The sequence below is a fragment of the Serratia sp. JSRIV004 genome (genome assembly GCF_019968705.1).
GTDB classification, from domain to species: Bacteria; Pseudomonadota; Gammaproteobacteria; order Enterobacterales; family Enterobacteriaceae; genus Chania; species Chania fonticola_B.
Genome location: NZ_CP074140.1, coordinates 2,753,519 through 2,766,299 on the forward strand (window position 1 = coordinate 2,753,519; position 12,781 = coordinate 2,766,299).

Annotated in this window: 16 protein-coding genes; 9 read left to right on the forward strand and 7 right to left on the reverse strand. The window is 55.9% G+C overall.

From position 1 onward, the window contains the following. Positions 1-346 precede the first annotated feature (346 nt). From KGP21_RS13215 to hutC, 4 genes are all read right to left on the reverse strand, one after another. Positions 347-1,882 (reverse strand): serine hydrolase, encoded by a 1,536-nt coding sequence (locus KGP21_RS13215; protein WP_021804642.1) that lies wholly within the window; start codon positions 1,880-1,882, stop codon positions 347-349. A gap of 347 nt (positions 1,883-2,229) precedes the next feature. After that, the gene (gene hutG / locus KGP21_RS13220) at positions 2,230-3,027 is read right to left on the reverse strand and encodes an N-formylglutamate deformylase (protein WP_021804641.1); all 798 of its coding nucleotides are present in this window, start codon (positions 3,025-3,027) and stop codon (positions 2,230-2,232) included. Further along, on the reverse strand, positions 3,027-4,244 hold the full coding sequence (hutI, locus tag KGP21_RS13225; RefSeq protein ID WP_223538431.1) for an imidazolonepropionase: 1,218 nt from the start codon (positions 4,242-4,244) through the stop codon (positions 3,027-3,029). The genes hutG and hutI overlap by 1 nt, the downstream gene beginning before the upstream one ends. Before the next feature lie 198 nt (positions 4,245-4,442). Continuing rightward, positions 4,443-5,198 carry a histidine utilization repressor gene (gene hutC / locus KGP21_RS13230; protein ID WP_021804639.1) on the reverse strand — a complete coding sequence of 252 codons (756 nt, stop codon included), beginning with the start codon at positions 5,196-5,198 and terminating at the stop codon, positions 4,443-4,445. A gap of 183 nt (positions 5,199-5,381) precedes the next feature. On the opposite strand from hutC, the gene KGP21_RS13235 reads away from it, so the two are divergent. Both KGP21_RS13235 and KGP21_RS13240 read left to right on the forward strand, forming a co-directional pair. Next, positions 5,382-6,752, forward strand: coding sequence for a formimidoylglutamate deiminase (locus KGP21_RS13235; protein ID WP_179251462.1), 1,371 nt, complete (start codon positions 5,382-5,384; stop codon positions 6,750-6,752). Further along, positions 6,752-7,324 (forward strand): HutD family protein, encoded by a 573-nt coding sequence (locus tag KGP21_RS13240; RefSeq protein WP_021804637.1) that lies wholly within the window; start codon positions 6,752-6,754, stop codon positions 7,322-7,324. The genes KGP21_RS13235 and KGP21_RS13240 overlap by 1 nt, the downstream gene beginning before the upstream one ends. A 151-nt stretch (positions 7,325-7,475) precedes the next feature. Here the strand turns inward: KGP21_RS13240 and KGP21_RS13245 are convergent, their stop codons facing one another. Beyond that, a complete protein-coding gene (locus KGP21_RS13245; protein WP_021804636.1) occupies positions 7,476-7,685 on the reverse strand; it encodes a DUF2767 family protein in 210 nt (69 codons plus the stop codon). A gap of 172 nt (positions 7,686-7,857) precedes the next feature. On the opposite strand from KGP21_RS13245, the gene KGP21_RS13250 reads away from it, so the two are divergent. Continuing rightward, positions 7,858-8,046, forward strand: coding sequence for a hypothetical protein (locus KGP21_RS13250; protein ID WP_059200596.1), 189 nt, complete (start codon positions 7,858-7,860; stop codon positions 8,044-8,046). Here the strand turns inward: KGP21_RS13250 and yniD are convergent. Continuing rightward, complete coding sequence (gene yniD, locus KGP21_RS13255) at positions 8,043-8,150, reverse strand: small membrane protein YniD (RefSeq protein ID WP_223499378.1); 108 nt, start codon at positions 8,148-8,150, stop codon at positions 8,043-8,045. The genes KGP21_RS13250 and yniD overlap by 4 nt on opposite strands. A 338-nt stretch (positions 8,151-8,488) precedes the next feature. On the opposite strand from yniD, the gene KGP21_RS13260 reads away from it, so the two are divergent. Both KGP21_RS13260 and KGP21_RS13265 read left to right on the forward strand, forming a co-directional pair. After that, positions 8,489-8,875 carry an ASCH domain-containing protein gene (locus KGP21_RS13260; protein WP_021804633.1) on the forward strand — a complete coding sequence of 129 codons (387 nt, stop codon included), beginning with the start codon at positions 8,489-8,491 and terminating at the stop codon, positions 8,873-8,875. 3 nt (positions 8,876-8,878) lie between these two features. Continuing rightward, positions 8,879-9,484 (forward strand): hypothetical protein, encoded by a 606-nt coding sequence (locus KGP21_RS13265; RefSeq protein WP_223538432.1) that lies wholly within the window; start codon positions 8,879-8,881, stop codon positions 9,482-9,484. Positions 9,485-9,537: 53 nt separating this feature from the next. Here KGP21_RS13265 and KGP21_RS13270 read toward each other — a convergent pair whose 3' ends face one another. Then, positions 9,538-9,786 (reverse strand): DUF1480 family protein, encoded by a 249-nt coding sequence (locus KGP21_RS13270; protein WP_021178226.1) that lies wholly within the window; start codon positions 9,784-9,786, stop codon positions 9,538-9,540. Positions 9,787-10,293: 507 nt separating this feature from the next. Here KGP21_RS13270 and KGP21_RS13275 point away from each other — a divergent pair. From KGP21_RS13275 to KGP21_RS13290, 4 genes are all read left to right on the forward strand, one after another. Then, positions 10,294-10,839 (forward strand): spore coat U domain-containing protein, encoded by a 546-nt coding sequence (locus KGP21_RS13275; protein ID WP_021804630.1) that lies wholly within the window; start codon positions 10,294-10,296, stop codon positions 10,837-10,839. A 63-nt stretch (positions 10,840-10,902) separates the two neighbouring features. Next, the gene (locus tag KGP21_RS13280) at positions 10,903-11,421 is read left to right on the forward strand and encodes a spore coat U domain-containing protein (RefSeq protein WP_223538433.1); all 519 of its coding nucleotides are present in this window, start codon (positions 10,903-10,905) and stop codon (positions 11,419-11,421) included. A gap of 11 nt (positions 11,422-11,432) precedes the next feature. Continuing rightward, positions 11,433-11,957 carry a spore coat U domain-containing protein gene (locus tag KGP21_RS13285; protein ID WP_059200598.1) on the forward strand — a complete coding sequence of 175 codons (525 nt, stop codon included), beginning with the start codon at positions 11,433-11,435 and terminating at the stop codon, positions 11,955-11,957. An 18-nt stretch (positions 11,958-11,975) separates the two neighbouring features. Beyond that, positions 11,976-12,773 carry a molecular chaperone gene (locus KGP21_RS13290; RefSeq protein ID WP_223538434.1) on the forward strand — a complete coding sequence of 266 codons (798 nt, stop codon included), beginning with the start codon at positions 11,976-11,978 and terminating at the stop codon, positions 12,771-12,773. Positions 12,774-12,781 lie beyond the last annotated feature (8 nt).

The window sequence follows — 12,781 nt, forward strand, 5'->3', positions numbered from 1 at the left end:
AAAAAAGACTAAAAAGTGGCGTTATAGTAGTGAAAAGTAGTAAAAGAAATCCCGCACGGGACTGCGGGAAATTGAGTAGTATCATTTATCGATGACATAAGATGGGTTTTGAGGTGCAACGAAAAAGAGCAGGTTTACTCATTTCTGTGGCCGACTAAAATTACTGGATGGCTTATTTTGCCGCAAGAAAAATCTACGGCATTTACTCGGATATCATGAGTAGTTTTGCGCGTGAACAATTTTTTGCCTGATAGCCACGACCTGTTTTTTAATAATTAGTGTGAATGATATGTCGGGCTGATAGGCGGGCGCAGCATGCAGCGCCCCGTCATGGCACGGCGAACCTTTACGCTCGGGCGCAGATGTTCTTTTTGAACGTGAGTACACGGCTGCGGCTGGCGATCAGATCGACCTGGTAACCGCGGAAATACAGACAAAACCGATTCAGGTTGGGCCCATCGTTGCTTTCAACCAATATCCTCCCATCCCCCAGCGAACTTAGGGTGCCGGTTTGCACCGCCGGGCCGACCCCGATGTGGATCTGGTTGCCGCAAATTTCAAACGCGGTGCGGTATTGTGGATGATACCAGTGCCCTTGAACCTGCTTGAGACAAACCGTTTCGCTAGCGACCGGCAGAAAGCGGCGTGCAACGTGGCCAACTTCACCTTCTATGGCTTCACCTGTCCACTTAAGGCGCATTGGCTGATGGGCCGAGAGCGATACTGCATAACCGTCTTCACTTTGATACAGCGGTTCGTTGGAGCCCAGATAGGCCACGTTGCCCCCTTTAACTTCCAACCAATAGGGTTCCGCCCGGGTGGCGTAGATGCCATCTGGGATCGCCGTGCTGCGTTGGGGCAGCGGTTCGTTCAACAGCGCCGCCATCACCTGTAAAATGATGGCAAAGCTGTCACAATCTTCACGGTTGGCGACCAGCAGGGCACCTGCTTGCCGGTCAGGCGCTAGCAGAAAATAGGTCTTATAACCGGCATGAGAACCGCCATGGCCGAGCAATATCTGGCTGCCAAGCGGCGTTTGCGCCAGCCCTAGTCCGTAACGGCTGACTTGGCCCTGGCTGAGCCGACGCGGGGCACTTAGCTGCGTCAGGACCCCTTTGCCAGGGCCGTTATTGGCCAGCAGGCATTGCAACCAGCGGGTGAGGGCGTTGGCGCTCCCTGTCAGGCTGCCAGAGGCGGAGAGATGCAAGCCGGCGCTGGTCTGTTGCCAACCATTGGCCGTATGCCAATAGCCGGGAGCTAGCCCAGACACCACATCAAACCAGCTTTCGGGGGCTTGTAGCTGTACGTCCAGAGGGCGGGCCAGATGCTGCTGAACCAGATCATCAAAAGCGTACCCTTTAGTCTTCAGCGCCGCTTCTACCAGGCGGTAGCCGGTATTGGTGTAGGTGATCTCACTGCCTAGCGGGTAGTTGAGCCGGGTTAAACCATGGATAAACTCCATTACTGGCTGGGCCTCACTGACGGTGTTGACCGAGACGCCAAGCAGCCCCAGCGTTTGCCGAATATCGGGTAGCCCGCTGGTCATGTCCAAAGCCTGGCCTACCGTCACCTCCGCCAATTGTCCCTGCAATTCGGGCAGTAGACTGCCAAGGCGATCGTCAAGCTGCAGAGCGTTATCGGTGGCATTAAGCGCCAGCGCGGCAAAAATATGTTTGGTGATGGAGGCATAGCGCACCACGGTATCAGCAGTGAAAGGATCGCGGCGTGCCAGATCGGCCAGCCCAGCACACACCACTGCCTGGGTATTATCAGTGTCAAACAGGGTGATAGCCCCACCGGGTTGGCCTGCGGTTTGCCAGCCTGCCAACAGTTGAGCGGCGGTTGCCTGTGCGGCGCGCCAGTTTAGCGGGGTGTCAGACATAGTTTCCTCCTGAGATAACGAACGCCACACATCACCGTGGCCGACTACACACGAGTGTCTACCACAGCCACGATAGAGACGTGGATGGCGGGTAAGGCAAGGGTGGTCTTTCAATCCCTGATCTCTGGCCAGCAACGGGTGGGCATGGGATGAAAGAGGCCCAATTGTGGCGCAAGGCAAAAGTCACGGGCCGCTGTTTTGTGCGCTGTTCAGACCAGTGGGCAACCTTTCCATCAAAATTGGGATGCAGTGCTCAAATCGTCATGGAAGGTTATGAAAGACAGGAGGGGATATCGGTGAGGGCAAGATTGACTCCGGCGCAATAGCGGCACCGGAGTTGTGGCGGATTAGCGTTGTTGCTCGCCCCAGGCCAGCATGCTTTCTATCATCTGCTGCAACAGGCGTTGTAAAGGTGCGGCACGGGCGGCATCAAACTCAAATGTCTGCTCGGACATATAGTTCACCTGCGCCAGCTCCAGCTGCACCGCGTGCTGGTTTTCCTGCGGTTGACCATAGGCACGGGTAATGTAGCCCCCTTTAAAGCGCCCGTTGAGCACGTGGCTGAACTGCTGTTGTTGCTGACAACAGGTGACCAGCCTGTCACTCAGTGAAGAAGGGCAGCTTTCACCCCCGTTGGTGCCCAGGTTGAGATCGGGTAGCTTGCCGTCGAACAGGCGCGGTATCACGGAGGCGATCGAGTGGGCGTCAAACAGTAAGGCGTAACCGTGTTGGGCTTTTAGCCGTGTCAGCTCATTCTGTAGTTGCTGATGGTAGGGCTGCCAGATGTTCTGCAGGTATCCGGCCCGTTCTTCGTCCGAAGGGGCGGCGTCTGGCAGAAAACTGGGGCGGCCATCGAACAACACATCCGGAAACAGACCGGTGGTGGCAGTGGTGTAGAGCGGTTTGTCATCTGCCGGCCGGTTGAGGTCAATCACCAGGCGCGAATAGTTACCCACCAGGATGCTGGCACCCATGGCACGGGCAAAATCGTACAGCCGTGGAATATGCCAGTCGGTGTCTTGCAGGGGGCGGGCCTCATCGGTGAGCCCTTTCTCAACCGCTGGCGTCAAGCGGGTGCCAGCATGGGGAATACTGATCAACAGCGGCAGTTGGCCGCTCTGGAACTCGAAAGGATCGCAAATCATTAACGGACTTCTCCTCGGAAAATCACCGTGCAGGGCAGTTGGCCGCCCAACCAGTAAGCCAGCTCTGCCGGGCGTGCCAGCGGCCAGTGAACAAAATCGGCCACTTTGCCCACTTCCAGCGAGCCGTGGGTTTCCTGCAGGCCCAAAGCCTTGGCGGCATGCAGCGTGACGCCTGCCAGCGCTTCTTCCGGCGTAAGACGGAACAGGGTGCAAGCCATATTAATCATCAGACGCAGCGATAGTGCGGGTGAGGTGCCAGGGTTGGCATCACTGGCAATGGCCATCTTGACGCCGTGTTTGCGGAACAGCTCAACCGGTGGGCACTGCGTTTCTCGTAACAAGTAGTAGGCCCCCGGTAACAGTACCGCCACGGTTCCGGCCGCTGCCATCGCCATTGCATCTTGTTCGGTGGCATATTCCAGGTGATCGGCGGAAAGGGCATGATGCCGTGCCGCCAATGTGCTGCCACCCAGAGCCGAAAGCTGCTCCGCGTGCAGTTTCACCGGCAGGCCAGCAAGCTCAGCGGCCGCGAAAACCCTCTCAACCTGCTCAGGGGAGAAGGCCAGATGTTCGCAAAATGCGTCTACTGCATCTGCCAGGCCTGCTGCTGCGGCTTCAGGGATGATGGTATTGCACACCAGATCGATATAGTCGTCGCTGCGTCCGGCATATTCCGGTGGCAGGGCATGAGCGGCCAGGCAGGTGGTTTTCACCTCGACCGGCAATGTCGCGCCTAATTGACGTGCCACGCGCAACATTTTCAGCTCGCTGGACAGCGTTAATCCGTAACCGGATTTTATCTCCACGCAGGTGACGCCTTCGGCCAGCAGTGGCAGCAGACGCAGCAGCGCCTCATGCAGTAACTGGGGTTCTTCTGCATCGCGCGTGGCCTTGACCGTGGAGATAATCCCACCGCCCTGAGCGGCAATCTCTGCGTAGCTCACCCCGTTCAAACGTTGTTCAAACTCACCACTGCGGTTGCCGCCAAACACCAGGTGCGTGTGGCAATCCACCAGGCCGGGGGTGATGATGCCACCGTCAAGCTTCACCGTTTTGGCCGCGTTCAAGGCTGGCATAGTGGCCTGTTCACCCAACCAGACAATCTTGCCTGCGCGCACGGCGATCGCACCGTTGCTGATGATGTGATATTTGCCGTCACGCATGGTGACGATATCGGCCCCGTGCCACAGGCTGTCGCAGTGGATCTCAGACGTCATGGTGTTCCCGCTCCCACATGGTTGTATATACAATTAAAAACAACCTAGCGCATTCGCCGGGCTGCGACAAGAGAGGGGATAAATATTTGTTACCGAGATGTGATGAAACGCGAAAAAGGCAGGGTTTAGCGGTACCGGAAACGGCACTAGGGGCGCTGCACATGAACTGCGCCCCCTGGGTAGCACGCTCTGTCCAACTTAAACCTGATTGATAAAACGGCCAAACAGCTGATAGCGGCTGCCTGGATAGAGCAGGCGGGCAGAGGTCACCACCATTTTGCCAGACCAGGTGCGACGATGGATCAGCAGGCCTGGCTCGTGGTCTTCCAATTGCAGCAGTTCGCGCTCTTGCTTGGTTGGCACCACGGCTTCGACAATATGTTCACCTGCGGTCAGCGGAGCGGACTGGGTCAGGTAAATATAGGGCGTGACCCGATCAAAATCCTGCTTCATATAATCTGGGGCCGCCAGCGGATTGACGCAGCGATCTTCCACCTGCACCGGCACGTCATTTTCATAATGCACAATCTGCGAGTAGAACAGCTGCTGGCCCGGCGGGATCCCCAATGCCGTCGCCTCCTCTGCGCTGGCCGGGCGGGCGGTCAGCTGCAAAATTTTACTGCTGTGGCGGTGCCCTCGGGCGGCGATCTCATCGGCAATATTATGTACTTCCAGCAACGCGGTGTGTGCCTTGGCCTCGGCCACGAAGGTGCCAACGCCCTGCATGCGGATCAAAAAGCCCTCGCTGGTCAATTCACGCAAGGCCCGGTTGATGGTCATGCGGCTGACGCCCAGCTCGCTGACCAGTTCACTTTCCGAGGGAACGCGTTGGTGCGGCTGCCAGTGGCCCGCACGGATTTGGCTTACGATGGCCTGTTTGACCCGTTGATAGATCGGGGCGGGGGTTTCGCTCATTGCTGCAGCCAGCTGCAACACGGTCTGTTGATCTACCACGACGTTAACCTCGTCAAATAAAAAAATAATAACACCAGTTTACTGTTGATGTTGAAGATATGTATATGTATATACAAGTAAGCGTCCGTTCACCAGATGAATGAAACTGGTTTACAAATTTTTTACCTGCGCGGCGTGACAGTCGTGCGTTCTTAGCCGTTACACCTACTTTGGAATACTGCTATGCCTGCTTATTTTGCCTCTCGCGCACTGCTTCCGACCGGTTGGGCCCATAACGTACGGCTTGAAGTCGATGCTCACGGCCAATTGGCCCAAGTGACCCCCAATACTGACTCAGACGGCTGCCTGCGCCTGCACGGCGACGTGGTGCCGGGCATGCCGAACCTGCACTCTCATGCCTTCCAGCGCGCGATGGCGGGGCTGGCGGAAGTCGCGGGCAACCCACAAGACAGCTTCTGGACCTGGCGCGATCTGATGTATCGCCTGGTTCAGCGCTTAACCCCGGAGCAGGTTGGGGTTATCGCCCGTCAACTGTATATCGAAATGCTCAAGGGCGGCTACACCCAGGTTGCCGAGTTCCATTATCTGCATCACACACCGGAAGGAAAAGCCTACGCCGACCGGGGCGAGATGACAGGTCGCCTCAGTGAGGCAGCGCTTCAGGCAGGCATTGGCATGACCCTGTTGCCGGTGCTTTACAGCTACGCCGGGTTTGGTGCCCAGCCTGCGCAAGCGGGGCAGCGGCGCTTTATTCAGAGTGTGGAGAGCTACCTCGAACAGCAACAGGTGATAGCCCGCCAACTGGCAGGCCAGCCATTGCAGAATCAGGGGTTATGTTTCCATTCGCTGAGGGCGGTTGAACTGGGGCAGATGCAGCAGATCCTGGCGGCCTCTGACCAGACCTTGCCGGTACATATTCATATCGCCGAGCAGCAAAAAGAGGTCAACGACTGCCTGGCCTGGAGCGGTCAACGCCCGGTAGCCTGGCTGTATGAACATTTGCCGGTGGATAGCCGCTGGTGTCTGGTGCATGCCACTCATCTGGATCGTGAAGAGCTTGAGCAACTGGCTCGCAGCAAAGCGGTAGCCGGATTATGCCCGACTACCGAGGCCAACCTGGGTGACGGCATTTTCCCAGGCGACAGTTATTTGCACCACCAGGGGCGCTGGGGGATCGGTTCGGACAGCCATGTTTCCCTAAACGTGGTGGAAGAGTTACGCTGGTTTGAGTATGGGCAGCGGCTGCGCGATCAGCGACGTAACCGCCTGACCACGTCAGAGCAACCCGCTGTGGCAGACGTGCTTTATCAACAGGCACTACGGGGCGGTGCTCAGGCCTGTGGTACGGCAATTGGCAAGCTGGCGGTAGGCTATCGTGCGGACTGGTTGGTGCTGGATGGTGAGGACCCGTATCTGGCATCTGCGCCTGATGCCTCTATCCTCAACCGCTGGTTGTTTGCCGGGGGCAAAGAGCAGATCCGCGACGTATTTGTTGCAGGCCGGCAGGTGATTGAGCAGGGGCGTCACGCGTTGCAACAACAAAGCAGCGCTGAGTTCCTACAGGTGCTGAAAACGTTCCAACAGGAGGCGTGATGAAACTGAACCGTTTCGATTTTGCCGAGCTGCCGGTGAGCCCTTGGCGTAATGGCGGCGGAGAAACTCGCGAAATTACCTGCCAACCGCCGGGCAACACCGAATTCGGCTGGCGTGCCAGCATTGCTACCATCGCGCAGAATGGGCCTTTCTCGGCCTTTAACGGCATTGACCGGTCCATCACTTTGCTGGAAGGCGATGGCGTACATTTGTTCAGCGAAGGCCTGATCGATCACCGGTTGCAGCGCATCGGTGAGCCGTTTGCTTTCTCTGGGGATGTGGCGCTAGAGGCCAGATTATTAGGCGGCAGCAGCCAGGACTTCAACATCATGACGCGGCGTGGTCACTACCAGGCGCAGGTGCAACGCATTGCTGAAACCATCGGGCTATCGCTACAGCATGCCGGTGTGTTGTATGTGCTGCGAGGGCAATGGCAGTTGCCAGACGGCAAGTTGCTGGCCGCACGACAGGGTTGCTGGTGGCTACCAGGGGATGGCCCGCTAAGGCTGGTGGCTCAGGGCAATGATGCGCGGGCCTTATGGGCCGATATCGTGCCTGCCACGCTGTTATAGGGGGCTGTAGGCCGAGCCTGCGCATTCTTTGTCACCAATCTGGACTATTCCGATTACTCTGCCAGGGCTGACGTGAGAATATAACACCAAGAGAGGCCGGGCTTGCATACCTTGGGCTCTTACAGGATCGCCAACCATTTCGGTTGGCGATTCACTTTCCCTCTTTCAGCATGTTGATCGCTGCACCGATCAGGATGCGCTGCTCGATATCGTGGCTTTCCGCCAGATGCTGCGCCAACTGCCTGGACAGGCTCTCCACCGACAATTCCTCGCCTCGATGACGCAACTGCATCACGCTGTCGCCAATCAATCGGGCAACCTCATCCCATACTGGTTTGATCTCCTGTTCCGAGAACTTCATCGCTAACCTCGGCTGGGTGATTTTTGCTCAATGTAGCAGTTGCCAACCGGCTACGCCAGCCGTCAGGCCATAGAGAAAATAAAACCGGAAGTATAAAAATCATCCCATCAGTGTTTCTTCTGGTTTTTATATTCAATACTGGATTGGTCAAATCAACGAGAGGGGCGCAACCATGAAACTGGTCGAACAATTAGCGGCTTATTATCAACTTAGCCGAGATGCCGAAGTGAAAAACCGCTGGTGCCGTTGGTGGCTACCACAGGGGGAGGCCCGCATCGCCTATTTGCGTGAGCTGTTGGAGCCAGTGGCCAAAGCGCCTCCTACCCGAGCGGGAGAGGCGGTTAACAAAATGCAGGATTAGCCGAAGACGATAGCTGCCCAGCGCAATAGCAGCAGGGCCAGACAGATCAGCACCAGGATCACAAACATTTTCCAGTGTTTGGTACGCATACGCTTGGTTGGCAATTCGGGGTTCCTTATTTTTCTTTAGACGCAGAGGTACCAACTACCCAGAGCGATGAGGATGATGGCTATAACTGTGATGATTTTCAGTAAATCACTGAAGGTGTCATCGGGATCTTGCTCTGCCTGGTTCATTTTATTGCCCTGGCAGGTTGGCTGCCATTGAGGACATGTTGATCCACAGTATGAATGCTGCACTGCGATACGCACAGAACTTTACCGTAAAGTCAGGTAAAAAGCAGGGGCTGCGAGCCGGTGCGGCAACGTGATGGATGCAGACGTGAGGGAATACGGTGTAATATTGCCTGAGCACCTGTGACTCAATCAATAAAGGTAAAGCAATGGCCATTCCTGAAAAGTATGAAAATGTAGAACGTTGGGCGTTTGGTGATACCGAACAGCAGGCGGATGAGTTGGTGAAGCTGGTGCTGGATGGCGTCAAAACCGCCACCTGTTCCAATCTGGATGGCGAAGGTATTCCGCAGCCTGGCGATGTCTTTGTAGTGGTGGACGGCAAGAATGAGCCGGTGTGCGCCATTGAGCTGACGAAGGTGGATATGAGCACCTATGAGCAAGTGGATGCTGCTCATGCTCTGGCTGAGGGGGAAGGCGATCGCTCGCTGGATTACTGGCGCAAAGAGCACAAACGCTTCTTCGAAGAGTATGAACTGTTCTCACCGGATATGACGCTGGTGTTGATGCATTTCAAGGTTATCGAAAAATTCTGAGTGATGTCTCAGCCTGAAGTGCCCTACGTGTGCCAATGGGCGACGCCAGAGCTGGCTGCCGATCTGATTGCCGGGCGTGCCACGTTGGCGGATGATGCCAATTGGGTGCAGAGCGGGGCGGCCAGCCAGGCGGAATATGTTGAGTGGGCCAACCACGTGTGCGGCATGGCCTGTCTGAAAATGGTGCTGACGCACCGGGATGGCACGGCGCCGCCCTTGCTGGAGCTGGCACGCCGCAGCATGCCTTACGGGGCCTATGTGCGCGACGGCGAACGGATCAAGGGGCTGATTTATGCGCCCTTTGTGGTGTTTGTGCGTGAACAGTTTGCGCTAACGGCAGAGGTGCGAGTCAATCTCGATGAACGTCAGTTGCCGCAGTTGCTGGAGCAACACCGCTATTTTATCGCCTCGGTGCATCCGAGTATCCGGCAGCCAGCGGCACAGCCGCCAGCGCGGGGTGGGCATCTAGTGTTGGTGTTCGCTGCAGATCGGCATAGCGTTACCTTTCATAATCCTTCCGGTGATAGCCTTGCCAGTCGCCAGAAGGTGACAATGTCACTGGCAGATTTTGGCCGTTTCTTTGCCGGGCGCGGTATCGCCATCGAATAAAACAACGTGCCGTGCCCAATGGGAACACGGCGCGTCCTTTCTCCTGAACCTCTCTACTCCAGCCGCATCACCCAGGCATCCGCATGTCGATCGTAATGCTGTTTGTACAGCAGCGACTGTTGGCCATCCAGCATAGCCGGAATACTGGTGTGCTCGTCCCAACCGTCTAGCTGCATGCACAGGTCGGGGTCCGATTTGCAGGGGATCGCCAGGGTGCTTTTCCCTTCGGCGTGTTCAGATGCTGGCGTTAAATGCGCGTCATCAACCTCGAAGCTGCCTATTTTCACGACGGTTTTGCCCATTGGAACTCCTTGCTGAAACTAGTGGTATGAGGTGTGACCAGTTGTGACCACCCAATAAGCATAGACAAACAGGCGAAAAAGTCACAAAAAAAGTAGCCATTGGTCCGCGGGACGCTGCCGTGGCACTAGACCCAACCATCAATGCTTACTTAATAGTCACGATAAATATTAACGTTCCTCACTATCGCACTCCTTAACAATTTTAAAGTCGAGGTATAGCGCGCTTTGCTGGAGTAAAGTTTGTTAATAACATGGAAAATGGTTTTTTATTCTTATTTCATTCAAAGCAGATAAATTCCGCTTAAGCTAAATTTATTAATCTATATTTAACCACGATAGCCTGTTTCATCAGGTTGTTACCGTCAGGGTTCCCTTGCAAAAAAACAGAACCCGGCTTGAGCGTCGTCCTTTGGCAGTTTTTGGCAGTGCGTGAGTCCACCAGAGAATTTCCATACGCAACCTGGTTGCATGAATACACATCGGTGTAAGTTGTTATTGGGAGTTATCATGGGCGAAAAAAAACGTTTATTACTGGCCTTGTTGGCTGCTGCAACCTTGACGTTGGCTTCTGGTGTGCAGGCGGCGGGGACCTTGACAGGGCAAGTCGGTATTCAGTTGACGATCGGTAGCGGCTGTACCGTGGGTAATGGCGGCGCGACTGGCGGCACCAACCAATGGGGGACCTTGAACTTTGGCAGTTACTCCGATCTGACCAGCGTAATCAACGGTACGGTGTTTGGTGCCAATGGCTCCAGCGCAGTCACCATCACCTGCAGCAACGGCCTTAGCCCGACGCTGTCGCTCAATGGCGGTCTGGCGGCAACGGGCGGGCTGCGCGCCATGAGTTCCGGCGGCGACACCATTCCTTATCGCCTCTATTCTGATAGTGCACGTACCACGGAAATCGCCATTAATACACCGATTGCTTTAACGACGGGCACCACGGCGCAAAACATCCCGATTTATGGCCGCGTATTACCTGGCGACCAACTCAGTACCACACCAACCGCAGGGACTTACAACGATACCGTAGTCGCCACGCTTTCCTGGTAAGGCTGTTATTCCGTCGGGGGCGAATCAGCCCCTGGCTGGTTTTCTATACGGGAAGGAATGAGCATGGGGATCAGGGTATTGCTGCTGTTGCCAGCGATCTTGTCGCAGTCTTTGCTGCTCAACATTTCCTTAGGCCAGGCGGCGACGATCGGTATTGCGGCTACGTTGCTGCCCGCCTGTGAAGCGGGAACAACGACGTCTGGCAATACCAGCTTTGGCACGATGAATTTCGGCAATTTTGCCGCTGTGAACACTGTGATCAACGCGACCAGCGCCCAGTTTGCCGGCTCAATCCGTGTCAAATGCGTCAGTGGTCTGAGTTATAAAATCTTGCTGGATGGGGGCAGCAGCGGCGTGGTTACGAATCGCAAAATGGTAAATACCACCAATAGCTCGGCTAGCGTGTTGTACAACCTTTACACCAACCAACCTGGGGGAACGATTTGGGATAACACCACCGGGTTGAGTGACACTGGCAACGGAGCCGATCAATGGCACACCGTCTATGGCCGTGTTCCCGCGCAAACCACACCGGCAGCCGGTATTTATCTGGATACGGTGAATGTCACCGTGTCCTGGTAGCGGGGGCATTGATGCGCCATGTCTCCTTGCTCATGCTGCCGTTGATGATGTGCGGTGCGCTACGTGCTGCCACGCCAACTACCACCACCTTTACCGTGACGGCAACCCTGACCAACGGCTGTGCTTTTGGCAGCTCGTTTTCCAGCCCCACATCCAACCTCGGCACCATCAATTTTGGCACCATGACGACCCTTGCCAGTAATGTCGATACCGTGAGCACCGCCGGTGCCGGTTCGGTGGTAGTGACCTGTACGCCGGGAGCGACCGTCAGCATAGCCATGGATTACGGCATCCACGGGGGCAGCGCTACCCGGCGTTTTATGCAAAACAGCGCCAATAGCGACACGCTGGGTTATCAGCTGTTTCGCGATGCCAACCGTAGTCAGGTCTGGGGCAATGGCGCATTGGTGATGTCTATCCCCAGTTTTCCCAGCACCACACAAACTTACCCGGTTTATGCCCGGTTATACGCCGTGACCACACTGCCTTCGGCAGGCACTTATACCGATACGGTCACCGTAACATTAACTTATTGAATCATCAGGATATGAGCCATGTCTACCTTGTTTACCCGTATGATCAGCGCTGTAGTATTGAGTTACACCCTGTGTGCTTCAATCACGGCACAATCCGCCAGCTCGGTGCTGGTCTGGCCGGTATATCAAATCATTGAGTCCGATCAGAACGGTTCCGCCTTATGGCTGGAAAATCGCGGGGCAGAACCCGTTTCTCTACAGGTGCGGGTGCTGGCGTGGAAACAGGAAAATTTTAACGAGCGCTATGCCGATCAGAATAACGTGGTCGCCAGCCCACCTTTTGCCACCGTACCACCGGGGCAACGCCAACTGATCAGGCTGATCCGCAATACGCCGGTACCGGCCAATACTGAGCAGGCCTACCGCATCATCGTTGATGAAATCCCGTCGCCGATCAACGGCGCTGCCGGGGGGCAAAGTAAGGCGGTGGTCGGGCTGCAGTTACAGATGCGCTATCTGCTGCCGCTGTTTATGGATGGTGGCGGCTTATGGACCAACGAACGTAGCGATATCAAACGTGATGCCGCCACGGCGACGCGCCCAGTGTTGCAATGGCACACGGTCAATGACGGCGGGAAAACCTATTTGCAGGTGCGTAATAGCGGCATTGTGCATGCGCGGCTGAGTAATGTGTTCTGGTCGGAGAAAGGCAACCAACAGCAGGGCGTGAAAACCATGATCGCGGGTTTTATGGGCTACGTCTTGCCTGGGCAGTCGATGCGCTGGCCGGTTCCTGCCGGGGTTAGCCCTGGTGCGCAACTCAATGCGCAAATTGCCGATAACACCAAACCCATCGTCATTCCACGCGGCGAATAGCGGCAGGA

Excerpts from the sequence above, each read along its gene's own strand:
- KGP21_RS13215 (WP_021804642.1), bottom strand. The coding sequence starts at position 1,882 with ATGTCTGACACCCCGCTAAACTGGCGCGCCGCACAGGCAACCGCCGCT.
- hutG (WP_021804641.1), bottom strand. The coding sequence starts at position 3,027 with ATGATTTGCGATCCTTTCGAGTTCCAGAGCGGCCAACTGCCGCTGTTG.
- hutI (WP_223538431.1), bottom strand. The coding sequence starts at position 4,244 with ATGACGTCTGAGATCCACTGCGACAGCCTGTGGCACGGGGCCGATATC.
- KGP21_RS13235 (WP_179251462.1), top strand. The coding sequence starts at position 5,382 with ATGCCTGCTTATTTTGCCTCTCGCGCACTGCTTCCGACCGGTTGGGCC.
- KGP21_RS13240 (WP_021804637.1), top strand. The coding sequence starts at position 6,752 with ATGAAACTGAACCGTTTCGATTTTGCCGAGCTGCCGGTGAGCCCTTGG.
- KGP21_RS13245 (WP_021804636.1), bottom strand. The coding sequence starts at position 7,685 with ATGAAGTTCTCGGAACAGGAGATCAAACCAGTATGGGATGAGGTTGCC.
- KGP21_RS13250 (WP_059200596.1), top strand. The coding sequence starts at position 7,858 with ATGAAACTGGTCGAACAATTAGCGGCTTATTATCAACTTAGCCGAGAT.
- KGP21_RS13260 (WP_021804633.1), top strand. The coding sequence starts at position 8,489 with ATGGCCATTCCTGAAAAGTATGAAAATGTAGAACGTTGGGCGTTTGGT.
- KGP21_RS13265 (WP_223538432.1), top strand. The coding sequence starts at position 8,879 with ATGTCTCAGCCTGAAGTGCCCTACGTGTGCCAATGGGCGACGCCAGAG.
- KGP21_RS13270 (WP_021178226.1), bottom strand. The coding sequence starts at position 9,786 with ATGGGCAAAACCGTCGTGAAAATAGGCAGCTTCGAGGTTGATGACGCG.
- KGP21_RS13275 (WP_021804630.1), top strand. The coding sequence starts at position 10,294 with ATGGGCGAAAAAAAACGTTTATTACTGGCCTTGTTGGCTGCTGCAACC.
- KGP21_RS13280 (WP_223538433.1), top strand. The coding sequence starts at position 10,903 with ATGGGGATCAGGGTATTGCTGCTGTTGCCAGCGATCTTGTCGCAGTCT.
- KGP21_RS13285 (WP_059200598.1), top strand. The coding sequence starts at position 11,433 with ATGCGCCATGTCTCCTTGCTCATGCTGCCGTTGATGATGTGCGGTGCG.
- KGP21_RS13290 (WP_223538434.1), top strand. The coding sequence starts at position 11,976 with ATGTCTACCTTGTTTACCCGTATGATCAGCGCTGTAGTATTGAGTTAC.